This is a genomic window from Pseudomonas sp. GL_117, assembly GCF_057835125.1.
Genome location: NZ_CM174418.1, coordinates 807501 through 827926, shown reverse-complemented (window position 1 = coordinate 827926; position 20426 = coordinate 807501). Strand labels below are relative to the sequence as shown.

At 59.4% G+C, this 20426-nt stretch carries 15 protein-coding genes, 2 tRNA genes and 2 rRNA genes; 8 read left to right on the top strand and 11 right to left on the bottom strand.

Going from position 1 to position 20426, the window contains the following annotated elements:
* Position 1: 1 nt before the first annotated feature.
* Positions 2-1291: an MFS transporter gene (locus AC3ISR_RS03495; protein WP_192297823.1), complete on the bottom strand. Its 1290-nt coding sequence runs from the start codon at positions 1289-1291 to the stop codon at positions 2-4.
* Between the two features lie 313 nt (positions 1292-1604).
* Here AC3ISR_RS03495 and AC3ISR_RS03490 point away from each other — a divergent pair, with 313 nt between their 5' ends.
* From AC3ISR_RS03490 to AC3ISR_RS03475, 4 genes are all read left to right on the top strand, one after another.
* Entirely contained in the window at positions 1605-1925 is a 321-nt protein-coding gene (locus AC3ISR_RS03490; protein ID WP_192297824.1) for a hypothetical protein, read from the top strand.
* A gap of 95 nt (positions 1926-2020) precedes the next feature.
* Complete coding sequence (locus AC3ISR_RS03485) at positions 2021-3721, top strand: acid phosphatase (protein WP_192297825.1); 1701 nt, start codon at positions 2021-2023, stop codon at positions 3719-3721.
* Between the two features lie 122 nt (positions 3722-3843).
* Complete coding sequence (locus AC3ISR_RS03480) at positions 3844-5013, top strand: hypothetical protein (protein WP_192297826.1); 1170 nt, start codon at positions 3844-3846, stop codon at positions 5011-5013.
* Between the two features lie 147 nt (positions 5014-5160).
* Positions 5161-5682: an SET domain-containing protein-lysine N-methyltransferase gene (locus AC3ISR_RS03475; protein ID WP_192297827.1), complete on the top strand. Its 522-nt coding sequence runs from the start codon at positions 5161-5163 to the stop codon at positions 5680-5682.
* On the opposite strand, the gene can is transcribed toward AC3ISR_RS03475, so the two are convergent.
* Positions 5679-6323: a carbonate dehydratase gene (gene can / locus AC3ISR_RS03470; protein WP_003188288.1), complete on the bottom strand. Its 645-nt coding sequence runs from the start codon at positions 6321-6323 to the stop codon at positions 5679-5681. The two genes, AC3ISR_RS03475 and can, sit on opposite strands and share 4 nt — an antisense overlap.
* Before the next feature lie 139 nt (positions 6324-6462).
* On the opposite strand from can, the gene AC3ISR_RS03465 reads away from it, so the two are divergent.
* Positions 6463-6612 carry a hypothetical protein gene (locus AC3ISR_RS03465; protein WP_192297828.1) on the top strand — a complete coding sequence of 50 codons (150 nt, stop codon included), beginning with the start codon at positions 6463-6465 and terminating at the stop codon, positions 6610-6612.
* A 121-nt stretch (positions 6613-6733) separates the two neighbouring features.
* Here AC3ISR_RS03465 and rimI read toward each other — a convergent pair whose 3' ends face one another.
* Complete coding sequence (gene rimI, locus AC3ISR_RS03460; protein ID WP_005784514.1) at positions 6734-7186, bottom strand: ribosomal protein S18-alanine N-acetyltransferase; 453 nt, start codon at positions 7184-7186, stop codon at positions 6734-6736.
* The gene (locus AC3ISR_RS03455; RefSeq protein WP_463984585.1) at positions 7179-7922 is read right to left on the bottom strand and encodes an energy transducer TonB; all 744 of its coding nucleotides are present in this window, start codon (positions 7920-7922) and stop codon (positions 7179-7181) included. Before AC3ISR_RS03455 ends, rimI begins: the two co-directional genes overlap by 8 nt.
* A 187-nt stretch (positions 7923-8109) precedes the next feature.
* Here AC3ISR_RS03455 and mksB point away from each other — a divergent pair, with 187 nt between their 5' ends.
* Genes mksB through mksF form a run of 3 tightly spaced genes read left to right on the top strand, consistent with a single transcriptional unit; the run spans position 8110 to position 12921 of the window.
* A complete protein-coding gene (gene mksB, locus AC3ISR_RS03450) occupies positions 8110-9387 on the top strand; it encodes an Mks condensin complex protein MksB (RefSeq protein ID WP_192297829.1) in 1278 nt (425 codons plus the stop codon).
* A complete protein-coding gene (gene mksE / locus AC3ISR_RS03445; RefSeq protein WP_192297830.1) occupies positions 9377-10084 on the top strand; it encodes an Mks condensin complex protein MksE in 708 nt (235 codons plus the stop codon). Before mksB ends, mksE begins: the two co-directional genes overlap by 11 nt.
* Positions 10081-12921 (top strand): Mks condensin complex protein MksF, encoded by a 2841-nt coding sequence (gene mksF, locus AC3ISR_RS03440; protein ID WP_192297831.1) that lies wholly within the window; start codon positions 10081-10083, stop codon positions 12919-12921. The genes mksE and mksF overlap by 4 nt, the downstream gene beginning before the upstream one ends.
* A 170-nt stretch (positions 12922-13091) precedes the next feature.
* On the opposite strand, the gene AC3ISR_RS03435 is transcribed toward mksF, so the two are convergent.
* The 7 genes from AC3ISR_RS03435 to AC3ISR_RS03405 form a co-directional block, all read right to left on the bottom strand.
* Positions 13092-15395 carry a PqiB family protein gene (locus AC3ISR_RS03435; protein WP_192301270.1) on the bottom strand — a complete coding sequence of 768 codons (2304 nt, stop codon included), beginning with the start codon at positions 15393-15395 and terminating at the stop codon, positions 13092-13094.
* A complete protein-coding gene (locus tag AC3ISR_RS03430) occupies positions 15388-16011 on the bottom strand; it encodes a paraquat-inducible protein A (RefSeq protein WP_489324579.1) in 624 nt (207 codons plus the stop codon). The genes AC3ISR_RS03435 and AC3ISR_RS03430 overlap by 8 nt, the downstream gene beginning before the upstream one ends.
* Positions 15998-16657 (bottom strand): paraquat-inducible protein A, encoded by a 660-nt coding sequence (locus AC3ISR_RS03425; RefSeq protein WP_192301268.1) that lies wholly within the window; start codon positions 16655-16657, stop codon positions 15998-16000. Before AC3ISR_RS03425 ends, AC3ISR_RS03430 begins: the two co-directional genes overlap by 14 nt.
* Positions 16658-16806: 149 nt before the next feature.
* Positions 16807-16922, bottom strand: a 5S ribosomal RNA gene (gene rrf, locus AC3ISR_RS03420).
* A gap of 149 nt (positions 16923-17071) precedes the next feature.
* Positions 17072-19963 (bottom strand): 23S ribosomal RNA (locus AC3ISR_RS03415).
* 247 nt (positions 19964-20210) lie between these two features.
* A tRNA-Ala gene (locus tag AC3ISR_RS03410) sits at positions 20211-20286 on the bottom strand.
* A 30-nt stretch (positions 20287-20316) separates the two neighbouring features.
* Positions 20317-20393: transfer RNA gene (locus tag AC3ISR_RS03405), tRNA-Ile, on the bottom strand.
* Positions 20394-20426 lie beyond the last annotated feature (33 nt).

The following is a 20426-nucleotide window of genomic DNA, read 5'->3' as shown; positions in this document are numbered from 1 at the left end:
CTCAGCTCGCCAAGGTGTGGCGCTTACCGAACAGCGCCACACTCCCCACGCCCACCGCCCCCATCACCACGCAATAGCCCACGCAAATCCACGGGCTCGTCGGCATCAGTGCAATCAACAGCAGCGGCGTGGTGCTTGCCCACAGCGCGTAGGCAATGTTGTAGGTAAAGGAGATCCCCGAGACCCGCACCGGCGCCGGAAACAAGCCGACCATCACCGACGGCACCGCGCCGACCACCCCGCAACTCAAGCCCGCCACGGCGTACGCAGCGCCGAGCCAGATGCCGCCGTTGATCAGGCTGGCATACAGCACGGCAATGCCCACTGGCAGCAGCAGGCTGTAGACCAGCACTGCGCGCCAGGCACCGATGCGGTCCACCAGCAGACCGGCGAGGACGCAGCCGATGTTGAGGAAGACGATGCCCAGCGCGCTCAATGCAAAGGTATGGCTGGGACTCATGCCGAAGGTTTTCTGCATCATGGTCGGGGTGATGACGACGAGGACGACCACGGCGGAGGTGAGCACGCAGGTGAGGATCATCGCCGGCAGCAGCACGGCGCGATGGTCACGCAGCACGGTACGCAGCGGCAGTTCGGCGGCGGCATGGCGGCGGGCCTGCATTTCGAGGAACACCGGGGTTTCGCTGAGCCAGCGGCGCAGCCACACCCCGATCACGCCGAACACGCCGCCGAGCAGGAAGGGGAAACGCCAGGCGTAGTCGAGGATCTCGGCAGGCGTGAATATTTGCGCCAGCAGTGTGGCGGTCAGCGCCCCAAGCAGGTAGCCGAAAGTCAGCCCGGCTTGCAGGAAACCCAACGCGTAGCCACGGTGATGGGGCGGCGCGTGTTCCGCGACGAAGGTCCAGGCACTGGGCACTTCGCCGCCCACGGCGGCACCTTGGAGCACCCGTAGAAACAGCAGGATCAGCGGTGCGAAATAACCGATTTGCGCGTAAGTCGGCATGATCCCGATCAGCAGGCACGGCAGCGCCATCATCAGGATGCTCAAGCTGAATACGCGCTTGCGTCCCAGGTGGTCGGCGAAATGTGCCATCAAGATGCCGCCCAGCGGACGCGCCAGGTAGCCGGTGACGAAAATTCCGAAACTTTGCAGCAGGCGCAGCCATTCGGGCATTTCTGGCGGGAAAAACAGTTGGCTGAGGGTCAGCGCGAAGAATACGAAGATGATGAAATCGTAGATCTCCAAGGCGCCGCCCAGGGCGGCCAGGCCCAGGGTTTTGTAGTCGGAGCGGGAAAAACGCTGCGCCTGGGAGGAAAGGATGGCAGTCATGGTGAGGCTCGGCAGACAAACAAAATGGCGTGCAGGTTATGAGCTGGGCGGGATGATGGCAATCGCGCAAGATGTATTTGTTTTCCCCATGGATCGATGGAGATAACTGCATTCCCTTGCCGATGGGCGCAGTCGCAAGGTTGGCAGCGCACTTCAAATGGCGGGCTTCTGGCTTGCGGCGTGACGCAACACCTTTCTGATTAGACGCGTGGGGTTGTCCTACTTCAGACGATGCCCTCCCCTGACTCCTTTCGCCAGCACCTTTGATTAACCTGACTCGGCTTCCCTCTCACGAACCACCAAGGAAAATCCGATGACGCCCCTGTCCAAATCACTGGAAGAGTTGATCAACGATATTTACAAGGACGACAACGTTTCGTTCGTCGAGTACAGGGCCCTGCGCGACGATGCTGATCGCCGCATGGCGGCCGTTATCAAGGAGTTTGGCCTGCACAACAACGTGACGGCCTTCCAGAAAGCGATGGACGTGACGATGCAGCTATTGCAGACCAGTGTCATCGACGCCAAAAAAGCCAAGCTGACCGACACCGGCGAGGCAATCGTCAAGGATGCACTGACGGCCCAGGTGGAGTATTTGCGCGCCGGCAGCCAACTGGCACTGCGCCTGCTGTGACCTTCTGACGTAACCCCCTGTCTTCGTTCCGTCACATTGCATTGCTACCGTCCTGCGAAATATCTTGCAACATCTCGCCAGCAAGGACTCCCGCAATGAGTGATGAGCACGAAGACCGCCCCTCCCCCGATTCCACCGCCCAAGCGCCAGTAGACAGCAGCCGTCGGCGCTTCCTGGGGGGCGCGGCGGTGCTGGGGGTTGGCGCGACCTTGAGTGCCTGCGGCAATCCCAGCGAGGCCCCGGGCAAGCCGACGGCGCGACCACTTACACCGCAGGAGCTGGACAAGGCCTTGCACGACCAGGTGAAAACCGTGGTGGTGATCTACGCCGAGAACCGCAGCTTCAACAACCTGTTTGCAGATTTCCCCGGCGTTGAGAAACCGCTGTCGGCGCTCAAGCCTGCCGACGCGCAGCAACGCGACCGCGACGGCAGCCTGCTGACCACCCTGCCTGCGGTCTGGGGCGGCGTGTTGCAAGTCGGCCCGCAAAGCGTCGACGGGGTGACGTACCCCAGCGAAGTGCAATTCCAGCAGGGCCTGCCCAATGCGCCGTTCGCCCTCAAGGGCCCGAACGCTGAAGACCTGCCCTTGGGCCTGGTGACCCGCGACTTGTGGCACGTGTTCTACCAGAACCAGATGCAGATCAATGGCGGCAAGAACGACAACTTTGTCGCCTGGGGCGATTCCGGCGGGCTGGTGATGGGGTATTACGCCCAGAGCCGTTATTCCCTGCGCCTGTGGGACGTGGCCAAGGAGTTTGTGCTCTGCGATAACTTCTTCCAGGGCGCGTTTGGTGGCTCGTTCCTCAACCACCAGTACCTGATCAGCGCCACCGCGCCGTTTTACCCGAACGCCGCGCAGTCGGTGGCCAAGGCACAGATCGCCACCCTGCAAAGCGATGACCCCACCGACACACGCCTCAAGCCCCTGGACAAGTCCCCGGCCAGCGCCATGACCGGCGCGCCGCAGTTCGGCCCCAGCGCACTGACCCCGGACGGTTATGGGGTCAACACCCTCGCCCCGCCCTACTGGCCGACCTGGATTCGCGACCCGCAAAACCCGGACTACGCCAAGGCCGACCTGCCCAACGTGCTGGTGCCGCAAACCCACGAACACATCGGCGACAAGCTGTCGAAAAAGAACGTCGACTGGGCCTGGTATGCCGGTGCATGGCAGGCGACGCTGGACCAGTTCAAGGACTCGGGGGGTATCCCCAAGATCCCGAACTTCCAGTATCACCACCAGCCGTTCAACTACTTCAAGCAACAAGGGCCGCAAAACCGTGCCGAACGGGACAAGCGCCTGCGTGATGGCGGTTTGGGCGATGAGTCGAGCACCAACAGGTTTTTCGCCGACGCCCAGGCCGGCAAGCTGCCTGCCGTGACCTTCTACAAACCCCAGGGCAACCTGAACATGCACGCCGGTTACGCCGACATAGCCTCCGGCGACCGCCATATCGCCCGCGCCTTGAAGGTGCTGCAAGAGAGCCCGCAGTGGAAAAACATGGTAGTGGTCGTCACCGTCGATGAAAACGGCGGCTGGTGGGACCACGTCGCGCCGCCCAAGGGTGACCGCTGGGGCCCTGGCACGCGGATTCCGGCGTTGGTGGTGTCGCCGTTTGCACGCAAGGGCACGGTGGATCACACGGTGTACGACACGGCGTCGATCCTGCGCCTGATCACCCGGGTGTTCCAGCTGGAAACCCTCGATGGCCTCAAGCAGCGTGATGACGCCATGATCGCCCGCGGCCAGAAGCCCATGGGTGACTTGAGCAACGCCTTGCAGTTCAACCTGTAGGTTTTCTTATCCAATAACGACATGCCCGGCGATTTAGCACGCGGTTTTCCTGGTCAGCCGCTACTGTGTGGGAGTGGGCTTTCATCCCGCGCAGACGGGCTTTCGCTGACAAGGAATCACACATGTTCAAACCGACCAGGTTGTCCCTCACCCTGGCCGCACTGATGGCCAGTGCGGTCGTACAGGCCGACGTCGAAGTACCGCTGGGCAGCACGCAACGTGTCACTCAGCTGTTCGCGTTCCCCAATAACTGCAACGTGATCTGTTTTCGGCCCTGGTCGCTGGAGCAGACGGCCGAGCATTATCTGAACCAGAGCCTGCAACGGGACGGTTACAGCAGGGCCAAGGTCAGCGTGAAGAACCACGACGGCCAGGTTGTCGCGACCTTCAGCGGTGTACCCGAAGATTACGGCCAGCCCCTAAAGACGTTACTCAACACCGCCGACCTGGCCTACCAAGGCGCCAGCAAGCTCAACAGCGACGGCAAGTGGGCCTACAACTGGTATTTGTTCCTGCCGCTGGGCATGGCCCTGGAAAACCGCAAGAGCATCGAGCTGCTGCACTTCCCGCCGGACTACTCGCTGACCCAGGCCCAGGATTACCTGGAATCCAGTACCACCGACCGCTGGGCCGCGCTGCTCACCGACAACGGTATCCCGGCCACCGAAACGCCGGCCTACCAGACCATCATCGACATCGCGCCGATCGCCGCGCCGTCCAATGCCGGCAAGGATCTGGAAGGCGTCTACAGCTACTTCACCGATTATCAGACGCGCATGGTCAAGGAACTGAGCCTGTCGCCCAAAGGGTCGTTGCCGATGGTGGCGTTCGGCGCTCCGGTGCGCAATTGGATCAAGCAACAATACGGGCAGAGCGTGGCCGTGCTGGGCCTGGCCCAGATCAGCCCGCAAGCCGGCGAAACCGTTGCGGTGCTGGGCGCCAACCACCCGAGCTACATCTGGTACGCGGCCGATCCTGCGACCTATGACGGCAACGAGCAGAAGGCCGACGAAGCGGGTTTGAAGGTCATGGGCCAGGACTTGAGCGCCGCCTGCTGGCAGGCGGGCATGGGGCAAAAGCCCGCGAGCGATCCGAATGTGTTGCTCAAGGCGTGCATGAACACCTGGCAGGTCACGCGCAAGGAGCAGACCTGCGAGTTGTTCTACACCTCCGTGCGCGGCTTGACCCCGGAAAAAGCCAACGCCCAATGCGCCACGCCGACGACCAAGGCGCAACTGCGCCTGCTCAAGAACCCCGCCCCAACGCCTACTATCACGGTGCCGGCGCTGTAAGTCGTACCGGCAACGGGGGATTTCTACTGTCAAAGTTGACAGTAGAAATCCGATCCAAGTTGAGCGAGGCTTGGAGCGCACCCATCCGCTGCAAGACTGGAAGTCAGCCACTACCCGCAGGTCGATGCAGCCGAACCCAGGAGAGTTATGAAAACTCGCGCCATGGATAAGGCTAAAACCGTTGCGAGCGACTGCCTTTACCCCTTCAAGTCCCACCTCGGCACGGGCTACCCCTCGACCGAGCTGTTCGAGGTGGTGCACGACGCAGATGGCACAGCGGCCGGGATCAAGGCTCGTGTGGCCTTTGACAGTCGTGTACGCATTGCCAAGCTCTCAGGCTACGCCCTGAGCGAACGACGCCTGCATACCTTGCAGCTGTCTTCACGCATCCACCTGTACGACTGCTGGTTTTGCGGGCTGATCTCGCACTCCTGCAAACCGAACGTATTCCTCGATTTGCATTACCTGGAAGTCTGGACCTTGCAGGAAATTGCGGCCGGCGAGTGCTTGACGATGGATTACGCCAACACCGAGGACGTGTTGTACCGGCAGTTCGCCTGCCAATGTGGCGAGTTGAACTGCCGCGGCTGGATCACCGGGCGCAATGAGCCGCTGAACGCCGAAGGCCAGGCGTTCATGGCCCAATGGCGCGAACGCAAGCGACCTTAGGCTTCGCCCAACGGACGCAGGCGATATTGCGGCGGCAACTGCTCGAAACCACTGATGGTGGTGTTCAAGCTCTTCCAGCGACCATCCTTGATGCCATAGATGCAGCCATGGATCGACAGGCTCTGCCCACGGTGCCAGGCGTTTTGCACGATGCTGGTGTGACCGACGTTGGCCACCTGCTGGATCACGTTCAGCTCGCACATGCGATCCACGCGCTCTTCCTCGGTGGGCAACTGGGCCAGCACGTCGCGGTTTTCGTAGTACAGGTCACGAATGGTGCGCAGCCAGCCGTCGATCAGGCCGAACTGGCGGTCTTGCATCGACGCCCGCACGCCGCCGCAGCCATAGTGGCCGGTGACGAGGATGTGTTTGACCTTGAGCACGTCCACCGCGTACTGGATCACCGACAGGCAGTTGAGGTCGGTGTGCAGCACCACGTTGGCCACGTTGCGGTGGACGAACAGGTCGCCCGGCAACATGCCGACAATCTCGTTGGCCGGCACGCGCGCGTCGGAGCAACCAATCCATAGGTATTCCGGGGTTTGCTGGCGGGCGAGCTTGGCGAAGAATTCGGGATCTTCCTGTTTGATCGCATCCGCCCAGCGTTCGTTGTTATCAAGCAGGTCTTGTAGTTCGTTCATCAGGGAAAGCCTCAGGAATGGTGCGCAGTTTTGTGACTGACAACCCCCCGTCCGGGTCACGCCTGGCGCAAATAAGCTTGAATCTTTGGGGTGGTGCGCCTGTCCACACACTATAAGCCCCACAGTATGAGGATTGGCCATGACTGAATCACGACGCCCTACAGAGCCTGTTGAAGATGACAAGGGCAATCTGGCGGATTACGACTTGAGCATTGTCGATGAGGACGGGATTGACGCGGGGAATCGGCTGGATGAGGCCGAACGCGAACCAATAGACGGTAATCGCTGACACACCGCAGTTACCCATGTGGGAGCGGGCTTGCTTGCGAAGAGGGAGTGTCAGTCAACCGATTCATCGACTGACCCGCCGCCTTCGCGAGCAAGCCCGCTTCCACATTGGAGGGTCGTGTTCAGTCGACCAGGGTGCAGGCCATGACAACGGCGTCCTCACGCCCACCCACTGCGGGGTAGTAATCGCGGCGACGGCCGATTTCGTTGAAGCCATAACGCTCGTACAGACGAAACGCGCCGGTATTGCTGTCGCGCACCTCCAGGAAACACTCCCGCGCACTGGCTGCATACGCCCGCGACATCAGGTGTTCCAGCAGCGCCAGGCCCAGGCCACGGCCCTGGTTTTCCGGCTTGACGGTGATATTCAGCAAATGCGCTTCATCAAGGATGATCTGCACCACGCCGTGCCCCACCTGCTGCTCGCCTTCGAACATCAACCAGATCTGGTACTTGCCCAGCCCGTCAAGAAAGATCCCACGGGTCCAGGGATGGCTGAACGCTGCGTATTCGATTTTCAGCACGGCGTCGAGGTCGGCCTCGGTCATCGGGCGGAAGGATAAAGCCTCACTCATCAGTTGTTTTCCAGCGCGCCATCAGCCGGCGCATGGCTTGCCAGACATCAGCCTTACGCTGTGGCTCTTCCATTAATAATTCCAGGCCCGGCAGGGCCCATACCGAGCCCAGGCCTTCGACCTGCAGCTCGCGATACCAGGCTTCGGCATTGGCTTCGCCGGCAAAACGCACGGCGGGCAGGCCGATCAGCCACAGGCACACACAGGGCTCGTCTTCCAGGCGCGCCGAGACAAAACCTTGCACAAAATCACGCGCGGCTTCCGGGCCCTGGTCCATGGTGCCGCGTACCAGCAGCGGCCAGCGTACCGGCTCGCCGACGATCTGCGGGCTGTCGGGCAGGCCGGCGGCGCGCAGCATGTCCTTGAGCAGCATGTAGGCCGGGTCGCGGGTCTGGAAACGTTCGCCGGTGGGCAGTTCCACCAGCAGCAGGCAGCGCCCGGCCCGCAGCAGTTGCAGGGCGAAACGCGGCGGCGGCGCTACCGGGGCCCTGACCACCGGTGCAGGCGCTTCGGCCGCCACCGCCTTGGTCACCGGCGACGGGCGCGGCACTTCGACCTTGGCACGCTCCACCGCAGGCCGCACGGGCGCTTCGGGCTTGACCAGCGCCACCGGCGCAGCCGCCTCCTCGCCCGAAGACTCGAATGCCTCGTAGGGCTCAAGCGCTTCCAGCAGCTCGGGCCGCGACGGCGCGGCAAACGGCAGTTCGGTGCGGGGCAGCCAGTTGACCACCTGCATGGCGGTCAAGTAAGCGCGACGTCGGGACTCGATAAGCACAGCTCGGCCACTTGTGGATAACTAAAGAGCGGCGATTCTACCGTTGTTCGGCAACAATCGCCCACTGCGTACTGACCGGCTGTGGATAAATCCCCGGCCTGATGCAGTACAATCGCGACTTTTCATCGCCAACCAGCCGGCCATTCCCATGATCGAACCCAAGCGCGTCCTGCGCGCCCTCGCCGAACACTGGGCCTTACTTGAGCCACTGTGCGAACACTTCGACCAAGGCACCCTGAGCCTTGCCGAGCTGCGCGCACAACTGGCCGCCCAACAACTGGACAGCACGCCACAGGACATCACCAGCCTGCTGGACGTGTGGATTCGCCTGGACATCCTGGTGCCTGTCGCCAAAAGCCCGAACCGTTTCGAGCTCAACGCGCAGATCCACGACTTCCTGGCTTATCTTCGCAAGGAGCACCGGCTTGGCCTGTGCCTGGAAATCGAAGCCTACCTGCGCCATCTCGAACGCCTGGCCGGGTACATCCAGGACGCTTTCGACATCCGTGATGGCCACGACCTCGCCCGCCAACTGCGCCTGCTGGATATGCGCGTGCGGGACGTGCTGAAAAAGCTCGCCAACGACGAACAGGCCCTCGCCGCCGTAGCCGATCGCGCCAAGACCAGCGACCGGCAGATTCCGTTGCGCCAGCGTTATGCCGAGGTCCTGGCGACCTGGGACGAATACGTCGAGCCGATGATCCAACTGGTGAACGCCGATGGCGCCTTCGAACAGGGCGTGCGCAAGGTCGAGAACGTGCTGTTGCGCCTGCTCACCGAGCAACAGCGTCTCGGCCACCTGGTGGACGACGACATGCTGCTGCGCACCCACGCACGCATCCTGGAAATGCAGACCAGCGCCCAACTGACCTTGCGCCATGCGCGCGAGCTGCTGCTGCCACTGCGCGAAGAAGCCCGTCGGCACAACGCCGTGACCCGCGGTGCGGCGCTGGCGCTGTCAGCGATCCGCCGCAAGGGCCTGGACGCCGTGCCGCAGGCGGCGATGCCGATGTTCACCCGCCCGCAAAGCACCTTCCTCGGCAGTGCCAGCCAGGTGGAGGCTTATGTGTACGCCCTGGCGAATTTCGAGCCGAAACCGGCGCGCTTCCCCAAGGCGCACAAATCCCACAAGGGCGACGCCCAACGTGCACCGCGCACGGTCAAGGAAATGCTCGAGCGCTGCGAAGACGCGTTGCCGATGCCGGACCTGATGACCTGGCTGCTGGAGCAGGAACCGGACGGCGCCACCGACGAATTGCTGTACTGGTTCTCGCGCCTGTCCCGCGAAAAACGCTTCAAGCGCGAACGCCTGGAACGCCGCGACTACCACACCACCGAGCACCAGGTCAGCCTGCGCTCCTTCGCCCTGCTCCCGGCCAGTACTGACGCCGCCGAGCATTCTGCGAGTACACCTCATGCATCTTGATCTATCCGAACTGTCCCAGCTGGCGCCGATCTTTCGCGAGCTGTTCAAGGGTTACCACGTCAGCCGCCGCGACCCGGAGCTGTACGCCCAACTGTCGAACTTCCAGGACCAGTACCGCACGCTGTTCAAGGCCCTGGGCTTTGAGCTGGTGTGCGACACGCGGGGCTTCTACTACTTCGTGCCAGACACCGCCGTGGCCGCCGCGCAGGTCAACAAGACCGCGCAGCGCCTGGCGTTGTTCACCTTCATCATCGTCGAACATTTGGCCGACCAGGGCCGCGACCCGATTGCCGTGCTCGACGGTGGCAGCCTGGGCCGCGATGAACTGCCGTCGCTGCTGGAGAAGTACCGTGACCTGTTTATCCAGGCCGAAGTGCAGACCCAGGAAGAACTCGAAGAAAAGATCATGCGCCGCATGACCCAGCTGGGTTTTGCCAGCGAAGACAACGGCATCTATCGCTTCCTGCCGCCGATGCACCGTTTCCTCGACGTGTGCCTGTCGGTGCAGCAGGACCGTGACCTCGCGGCCAGCATCCACAGCGTATTGCCACTGCCGGCGCCGGTGATCATCGATGAAGACAGCGACGAGAAATTGCTGAAAACCGATGACCCGCTGGACTTGAGCGACTTTGCCGAAGAAAGCGAAGAAGACGCGCTGGCCCGTGCCATTGCCGAAGAACAGGAGACCGACGCATGAGTAAGGAACGCTACGGCATCCGCCGCTTCGCCCTATTGAACACCGCCGGTTACAGCCTGGGATTGTTCCCGCTGGAAGAGCCGCTGTCGGTATACGGCGCGAACAACCTGGGTAAATCCGCGTCGATCAACGCCTTGCAGTTCCCGATTCTGGCGCGCATGTCAGACATGAGCTTCGGCAAGTACACCCTGGAACAATCGCGGCGCTTCTACTTCGCCACCGACACCAGCTACATCCTCGTGGAAGTGTCCCTGCCCCACGGCCCGCATGTGATCGGCGTGGTCGGTCGCGGCCCGGGCGGTGGTTTCGGGCACCAGTTCTTTGCCTACGCCGGCAAGCTGGACCTGGCGCACTACCAGAAAAACGACACCTGCCTGCGACAGAAAGAACTGTTCACCAACCTGGAGCGCGAAGGCCTGAAAGCCTACGAACTCAAGCCCGATGAACTACGCCGCTTGCTGGTGGGCGGCCACACGTCGATCCCCCTGGACCTGACCCTGATTCCGCTGCGCTCCACCAGCGAGCAGAGCCTGAAGACCTTCCGCGCGCTGTTTATCAACCTGCTGCACATGCGCGAAATCACCGCGGCCAAGCTCAAGCAATTGTTCCTCGATGCCTTCGAACACAGCCTGCGTTCCGGCAGCGTGGATTACATCGCCGCGTGCGAAGAAGCCTTCCGCGATGTGCGACGCATGGAGCAGGACTACAACTCGCTGGTCGCCGCCGGGCCGCTGGTCGAGGCGTTGTCCAATGGTGTTCGCCAACGCGATGTATTGCGCGGCAAGCTGCATCGCCTGTCACCGTTGCTGGACTCGTTGCTGGGCACTTGGTCGGACTACGCCAGTGCGCGCAAGGAAGAGCTGACCATCCAGGCCGAGCACTACCGCAGCGAACAGGACGCGTTGCAGAACGATCAGCGCGGCGGCACCCAGGAGCTGATGCGCCTGGAGCGGGAAATCAGTGGTATCCAGCGTTGGCTGGGCGAGCTGTCGGTGCTCAAGCATCGCTTTGCGCTGGTCGATGATGTGAAGGTGCTGGAGCAGCAATTGCTCGCGGCCAAGGATGCCCACGATGAACTGGCGGGCGCCCTGGCGCAGTCGCGGCAGTTCAGCGCCGAGGATCTGGACGAACGCCTGCGCGAGCTGGAAAAGCGCTTGAAGTCGGTCAAGCAGCAGCTCGATCACGCGGATAACAACAGCTACGCCAAGTTGCGCGAAGAATTCTCACAGCAAGATGTTGAGCGTCTGATGCGTCTGTTCAACAGTTCGTTGTTCAGCCTGCCATTGGGCGAGCATGGCATCACGCTGGACGAGGAGGGTCAGTGGGTCAAGTCCCTGGAGCAGATCCTCGATGGCTTCAAGGGTGAACGCTTTGAAGTGCCGGGGCTGTCCATCGACATCTCCCATATCGAACCGCCGGCATTGCAGGCCCTGGCGGATCGCGCCGCGTTGCGCGACCAGAAAGAGCGTCTGGAAAAAGAACTCAAGCAACTGAAAACCCAGCAGGCCGTGGCCTCCGACCGTGCGGCGAGCAAGACCCAGACCGAAGCGCTGTACCAGCAAGTACTGGATGCGCAGAAAGCCCTGGAAGACTTCCGCCGCGCACAGACCCTGAGCGCGGAAGAAGGCGAGAAGCTGGAAAACCTGGCGCAGATGGAAGCGGCGCAGGATGAGTTGAAACGCTCCAGCGATGCGTTTACCGAACGGGTACAGCAACTGTCGGCCAAGCTGCAATTGGTCGGTCGTCAGATCGGCGATATGGAAGCCAAGCAACGCACGCTGGATGACGCGCTGCGTCGTCGCCAGTTGTTGCCGGCGGACTTGCCGTTCGGCACTCCGTTCATGGACCCGGTCGACGATTCCATGGACAACCTGTTGCCGCTGCTCAATGACTATCAGGACAGCTGGCAAGGCTTGCTGCGCGCCGATGGCCAGATCGAGGCGCTGTATGCCCAGGTGCGCCTCAAGGGCGTCGCCAAGTTCGACAGTGAGGATGACGTCGAGCGTCGCCTGCAACTGCTGATCAACGCCTATGCGCACCGTACCGATGAAGCGCTGACCCTGGGCAAGGCGCGGCGTGCGGCGGTTACCGATATTGCGCGGACCCTGCGCAATATCCGCAGCGACTACGACAGCCTTGAGCATCAACTGGCGTTGTTCAACCGCGAGATCAACAAGCGTCAGGTCTCCAACCTGCAGAGCTTCCGCATCGTGCTGGCGCCGAACAAGGAAGCGCTCAAGCATATCGACCAGATCATCCACAGTGCCGGTCAGTATGAAGAAGGCGAAACCCTGTCGGTGTTCGACCTGAGCCAGAGCGCCGAGCAAGACAACAAGAACGAAGAGGCCAAGGAATACCTGGCCCGCCTCGTGGCCGCCAACCATAACCAGTTGGGCCTCAAGGATTTGTTCGAGCTGGCGTTCGAGATCACCAAGGTGCATGGCCAGCCGGTGATTCACACCGACATCGATGGCGCGGCGTCCAACGGCACCACCATGACCATCAAGGCGCTGACCAACATGTATTTGTTGCTGCACTTGATGGACCGCGACCAGGCCGGGCGCGTGCGTTTACCGTACTACCTCGACGAGGCGGCGGACATCGATGAGAAGAACCAGGCGGCGCTGCTGGAAACCAGTCTGCAGTTGGGCTTTGTGCCGATCCTGGCCAGTGTGAAGCCACAGGTTTCCGCCCAGGTGGCGATTGACCTGGAAGGTGGCAGCGGGCCGAACGGGATCTATATCGACGAGGCGGATTGGAAGTACATCCGTCGCCACGATGTGGTGAAGGCGACGCTGAATGTGCAGGCCGATGAGCCGGAGTTGGATGAGGTCTGATTTTTTCAGCTGAAATGAAAAGGCCCCTGGGTGTGAATCCAGGGGCCTTTTTTTGTATTGGCTGTGCGGGCCTCTTCGCGGGCAAGCCCGCTCCCACATTTGACCGAGTCCATCCTTTGGAAAGCGGTCGGGTGTAGGAGCGGGCTTGCTCGCGAAGACCGCGCCTCGGCCTACTTGCCGAGTGGAATCTTCGGTGCCCAGGTCAGCCATTCATCCTCGAACTTGTCGAACAGCGGGAAGGTCTGCCGTGCCAGCGCGGCATTGCCCATGCGCTCGCCGTCTGGCGTGGCGAAGGCGATACCACCGGCGACCAGGGTCTCCAGGGATTCGGTTCGCACCGTCGCGCCCTTGAACAGGCCGAAGTCCAGACCAAAGCCGCTGGTGTTCCAGAAACGGCTGCCGCTGCGCACCAGTGGCGCGTACTTGGGCTCGATCAGAATGTGGATCAGCACGCGGTCGGCGGTCTGGCCCAGTTCGTAACCGGTGACTTTACCCACCGTCACTTCACGGTACGTCACTGGCACGCCTTCCTTCAGCGAACCACGGCGGGCGGCGCTGAGGGTGAGGCTCAGGCCGGCCTCTTGATGAACGACTTCTGGCGGTTGGTCCAAGGCCACGAAGCTTTTTTGCGGGCCGGCGTTCTTCACTGCAGGCTGGACTTCGATGTATTGGCCGGTGACCAGGGTTTCCAGGTTGGAGGTTTTCATCAGGCCCAGCTCAGGTTTGACCACCCAGAACTGGCTGCCGACGCGCGCAATGCGATCCGCCACTTGGGTAATGCGCGCGCTGAGCAGCACCGACTGCATGTCTGCGCTGAGGTCGACGCTTTCGATCTTGCCCACATCCAGGCCTTTGAAACGCACTGGGGTGCCTGGGCGCATGCCATCGGCACGGTCGACCTTGATGGTTACCAAGGTGCCGTGTTGATTGGCCGCCTCACGGTCGGTGAACAGGCGGAAACGCGGAATGCGTTTTTTCAGCGGTACGTTCTGCTCCGGGGTTTCGAAGGCAATGCCACCGGCCATCAGGCTGGCCAGGGACTCACTCTTGACCTGGATTCCACCAGTGAGGCCGCCGGTCAGGGTAACGCCGCTGGCGTTCCAGAAACGCGTGGAACCGTTGACCAGGTTTTCGTATTCCTTCTCGATGTGTACGCCGATCACCAGTTGTTTGTTCTTGCGCGAGAACTGGTAGCTCTGCACCGAACCGACCTTGACCTGCTTGTATAGAATCGGACTGCCCACGTCCAGGGAGCCGAGGTTGTCGGTGAACAGCACCATGTGAAGGCCCGGTGAGCGCAGGTCCAGCGGCGGCGCCTTGGCACGCGCGACGAATTCGCGTTGCGGCGCGCTGCCTTTGTCGCCGGGGCGGATGGCGATGTAGTTGCCTTTGACCAAGGCTTCAAGGCCCGTGATACCGGCCAGGGAGATCGACGGTTTGACTACCCAGAATTGGGTGTCTTGCACCAGATAGTCTTCGGCCAGCGGGTCGAGGGTCAGTTCGGCGTTGGCACTGGACAGGGACGGGTCGATCTTCAGGGTCTTCAGGCTGCCGACCTGGATACCTTTGTACATCACCGGCGTGCGACCAGCCTGCAAGCCTTCGAAGTCGGTGAGCTTGACCTTGACCTTGATGCCGGCAGCGGCGGCGTCAAAATCTTCGTACAAACGGAAAGGCAGGCTCGGGTCGGTCGGCGGGCTGTCCTTGCGGTTCTCTGGGGTAGCGAAGGCAATGCCGCCGGCGACGATGCTGGAGAGCGACTCGCTACGCACCTTCACGCCGGAGAGGTTGGCGTCGATGCTGATGCCGCTGGCGTTCCAGAAACGCGTGTGTTTGCGCACCAGGCTGGCGTAGGTCGGTTCGATGTAGACCTTGATTTCGACGGTGCTCTGGTCCTCGGAGAGCAGGTAGCTTTTGACTTGGCCGACCTGGATCTGCTTGTAGAACACCGGGCTGCCTCGGTTCAATGAGCCGAGGCGGTCGGCTTTGATCGTCAGGTGCAGGCCGGGCTTGGCGTCCGATAGCGGTGGTTCTTCAGAGAGCGCCTTGAATTTGCGTGTGGGCTCACCGTCACCCGGGCTGGCGGCGATGTAGTTGCCCGAAACCAGGGTCTCCAGACCGGTGATACCGGCGAGGCTGACGCTTGGCTTGACCAGCCAGAAACGGGTGTTGGTCTTGAGGTACTGATCGACGTCCTTATTCATCTCGATGGTGGCGATCACCCCGCGATTACTGCCTTCGTCGTCCAAGGCCAAGGCCTTGACCTTGCCCACGGTCATACCTTTGTAGACCACTTCGGTTTTGTTGACCTGGATACCTTCGCCGCTTTCAAAGCGCACCTGGATGTCGATGCCCTGCTGGGTATAGGCGCGCCACCCCAGCCAGCCGCCGATGATCAGGGCAATCAGGGGAAGCACCCAAATGGCCGACCAGTTGGAGGCCGGGCGGGTTTTAGCTTTAGGCAAATCACTCATGGTCGTCGTCCGACTCCGTGTTATCCCAAATCAGTCGGGGATCAAAAGTTACTGCGGCAAGCATCGTCAAGATCACCACACTGGCGAACGCCGCAGCGCCGAGATTGGCCTCGACACTGGCAAGCCGCCCAAAGTTTACAACCGCCACCAGGATGGCGATCACGAAAATATCCAACATGGACCAACGGCCAATGAACTCGATAAAGCGGTACATCACAATGCGCTGTCGCGCGGACAGTGGCTGGTGACGCTGCACCGAGAACAGTAGCAGACCGATGCCGACCAGCTTGAACGTCGGCACCAGGATACTGGCGATGAACACCACGGCGGCAATGGGGAACATGCCGTGCTGCATCAGTTGGATCACGCCGGCCATGATGGTGCTCGGGTCGCCCTGGCCGAGGGAGTTGATGGTCATGATCGGCAACAGATTAGCGGGAATGTACAAGATAGCGGCCGTGATCAGCAGCGCCCACGTACGCGCGAGGCTGTTCGGGCGACGGGCGTGGATCAGCGCGCCGCAACGGGTGCAGATTTGTTCATCGGTGTCCGAGTCTTGTTTGTTCAACTCATGGCATTCGGTACAAATCAGAATGCCTGCATCAATCGCCCGCATGATCATCCTCTCCTGACAGCGCTTGCCAGATCTGGTGCGGCGACATCACCACCTCAAGTAGTACCTGAACCATTAATAGGCTGACGAAACAGACCAGTCCCAGGCCGACGGTGATGGAGGCCATGTCGGCGAGTTTTACAATCGCGACCAAGACACCCATCAGGTAGACCTCCAGCATTCCCCAGTCTTTCATGTGGTGATAGATACGGTAGAGCAGCAGTCCGTAGCTGCGACCGATGTTCCAGCGAATGCTGAGCAGGACTGCCAACTGGCAGAGCAGCTTGAGCAAGGGAATCCCCATGCTGCACAGGAAGACGACGACGGCGACGCCTTGCATGCCGGTATCGAACAGGCCGACGACGCCGCTCCAGACGGTATCTTCAGAGGTTTGCCCAAGTAGATTGAGCTGCATGATCGGTAAAAAGTTCGCCGGGATGTACAGCAACAGCGCGGCGAGCACCAAGGCGAGGCTGCGTTCAACGACATTATGGCGATGGGCGTACAACTCGTAGCCGCAGCGGGGGCATTGGGCTTTTTCGCCCAGGGCGAGTGCTGGCTTGCGCATCAGCAAGTCGCACTCATGGCATGCCACCAGGTCGTCCAGTGGTAAATCCGACACCTCAAGGGTATCAACCGGATCAGACATAGATAGGGCTCTGACTCTAAAAATGGTTAGGTGCCTATTCTAGTGGTCTGGTTCAGAAATAACTGTGCAAATTTGTCGGGGCTTAATTGCTTTTCGACCGCCCAAAACAAAACCCCATCTGCTTTCGCAAATGGGGTTTCGGAATTTAATCTTGACGATGACCTACTCTCACATGGGGAAACCCCACACTACCATCGGCGATGCATCGTTTCACTGCTGAGTTCGGGATGGGATCAGGTGGTTCCAATGCTCTATGGTCGTCAAGAAATTCGGGTACTGAGTCGTGGCTTGTGCCTCGCTTCAGCAAATTGGGTATGTGATAGCTTTCGGTGTTTTGTGAGCGTCGAACTTTCGGTTTATTTCGTCTTCACACACCGCAATCTGGCCTTTCGACGCAAATTGCTTGGGTGTTATATGGTCAAGCCTCACGGGCAATTAGTATTGGTTAGCTCAACGCCTCACAGCGCTTACACACCCAACCTATCAACGTCGTAGTCTTCGACGGCCCTTCAGGGAACTCAAGGTTCCAGTGAGATCTCATCTTGAGGCTAGTTTCCCGCTTAGATGCTTTCAGCGGTTATCTATTCCGAACATAGCTACCCGGCAATGCCACTGGCGTGACAACCGGAACACCAGAGGTTCGTCCACTCCGGTCCTCTCGTACTAGGAGCAGCCCCTCTCAAATCTCAAACGTCCACGGCAGATAGGGACCGAACTGTCTCACGACGTTCTAAACCCAGCTCGCGTACCACTTTAAATGGCGAACAGCCATACCCTTGGGACCGGCTTCAGCCCCAGGATGTGATGAGCCGACATCGAGGTGCCAAACACCGCCGTCGATATGAACTCTTGGGCGGTATCAGCCTGTTATCCCCGGAGTACCTTTTATCCGTTGAGCGATGGCCCTTCCATACAGAACCACCGGATCACTAAGACCTACTTTCGTACCTGCTCGACGTGTCTGTCTCGCAGTCAAGCGCGCTTTTGCCTTTATACTCTACGACCGATTTCCGACCGGTCTGAGCGCACCTTCGTACTCCTCCGTTACTCTTTAGGAGGAGACCGCCCCAGTCAAACTACCCACCATACACTGTCCTCGATCCGGATAACGGACCTGAGTTAGAACCTCAAAGTTGCCAGGGTGGTATTTCAAGGATGGCTCCACGCGAACTGGCGTCCACGCTTCAAAGCCTCCCACCTATCCTACACAAGCAAATTCAAAGTCCAGTGCAAAGCTATAGTAAAGGTTCACGGGGTCTTTCCGTCTAGCCGCGGATACACTGCATCTTCACAGCGATTTCAATTTCACTGAGTCTCGGGTGGAGACAGCGCCGCCATCGTTACGCCATTCGTGCAGGTCGGAACTTACCCGACAAGGAATTTCGCTACCTTAGGACCGTTATAGTTACGGCCGCCGTTTACCGGGGCTTCGATCAAGAGCTTCGCGTTAGCTAACCCCATCAATTAACCTTCCGGCACCGGGCAGGCGTCACACCCTATACGTCCACTTTCGTGTTTGCAGAGTGCTGTGTTTTTAATAAACAGTCGCAGCGGCCTGGTATCTTCGACCGGCATGAGCTTACGGAGCAAGTCCTTCACCCTCACCGGCGCACCTTCTCCCGAAGTTACGGTGCCATTTTGCCTAGTTCCTTCACCCGAGTTCTCTCAAGCGCCTTGGTATTCTCTACCCAACCACCTGTGTCGGTTTGGGGTACGGTTCCTGGTTACCTGAAGCTTAGAAGCTTTTCTTGGAAGCATGGCATCAACCACTTCGTTAACTAAAAGTTAACTCGTCATCAGCTCTCGGCCTTAAGATCCCGGATTTACCTAAGATCTCAGCCTACCACCTTAAACTTGGACAACCAACGCCAAGCTGGCCTAGCCTTCTCCGTCCCTCCATCGCAATAACCAGAAGTACAGGAATATTAACCTGTTTTCCATCGACTACGCTTTTCAGCCTCGCCTTAGGGACCGACTAACCCTGCGTCGATTAACGTTGCGCAGGAAACCTTGGTCTTTCGGCGTGGGTGTTTTTCACACCCATTGTCGTTACTCATGTCAGCATTCGCACTTCTGATACCTCCAGCAAGCTTCTCAACTCACCTTCACAGGCTTACAGAACGCTCCTCTACCGCATCACTTACGTGATACCCGTAGCTTCGGTGTATGGTTTGAGCCCCGTTACATCTTCCGCGCAGGCCGACTCGACTAGTGAGCTATTACGCTTTCTTTAAAGGGTGGCTGCTTCTAAGCCAACCTCCTAGCTGTCTAAGCCTTCCCACATCGTTTCCCACTTAACCATAACTTTGGGACCTTAGCTGACGGTCTGGGTTGTTTCCCTTTTCACGACGGACGTTAGCACCCGCCGTGTGTCTCCCATGCTCGGCACTTGTAGGTATTCGGAGTTTGCATCGGTTTGGTAAGTCGGGATGACCCCCTAGCCGAAACAGTGCTCTACCCCCTACAGTGATACATGAGGCGCTACCTAAATAGCTTTCGAGGAGAACCAGCTATCTCCGAGCTTGATTAGCCTTTCACTCCGATCCACAGGTCATCCGCTAACTTTTCAACGGTAGTCGGTTCGGTCCTCCAGTTAGTGTTACCCAACCTTCAACCTGCCCATGGATAGATCGCCCGGTTTCGGGTCTATTCCCAGCGACTAGACGCCCTATTAAGACTCGCTTTCGCTACGCCTCCCCTATTCGGTTAAGCTCGCCACTGAAAATAAGTCGCTGACCCATTATACAAAAGGTACGCAGTCACAGAACAAAGTCTGCTCCCACTGCTTGTACGCATACGGTTTCAGGATCTATTTCACTCCCCTCTCCGGGGTTCTTTTCGCCTTTCCCTCACGGTACTAGTTCACTATCGGTCAGTCAGTAGTATTTAGCCTTGGAGGATGGTCCCCCCATATTCAGACAAAGTTTCTCGTGCTCCGTCCTACTCGATTTCATGACTAAGAGATTTTCGCGTACAGGGCTATCACCCACTATGGCCGCACTTTCCAGAGCGTTCCGCTAATCTCAAAGCCACTTAAGGGCTAGTCCCCGTTCGCTCGCCACTACTAAGGGAATCTCGGTTGATTTCTTTTCCTCAGGGTACTTAGATGTTTCAGTTCCCCTGGTTCGCCTCTTGCACCTATGTATTCAGTACAAGATAACCATCTTATGATGGCTGGGTTCCCCCATTCAGACATCTCCGGATCAAAGTCTGTTTGCCGACTCCCCGAAGCTTTTCGCAGGCTACCACGTCTTTCATCGCCTCTGACTGCCAAGGCATCCACCGTATGCGCTTCTTCACTTGACCATATAACCCCAAGCAATCTGGTTATACTGTGAAGACAACATTCGCCGAAAATTCGAATTTCTCAACTAAGAGAACTCACAAATTTTACCTTAGCCTGATCCGTTACCAGTGAAAGTAACGTTCAGTCTATCTTTCTATCACATACCCAAATTTTTAAAGAACGATCTAATCAAAGACTAGAAATCAACATTCACCATCGTCACGATGGAATGCTCATTTCTAAGCTTTCAACAAACAGAAACAGTAGTGGTGGAGCCAAACGGGATCGAACCGTTGACCTCCTGCGTGCAAGGCAGGCGCTCTCCCAGCTGAGCTATGGCCCCGTATTTCTACAGGCGTTTCCCACACAAAATTGGTGGGTCTGGGCAGATTCGAACTGCCGACCTCACCCTTATCAGGGGTGCGCTCTAACCAACTGAGCTACAGACCCAATTTCGGGCTGCTTCTTTATCGTCTTCTTCAA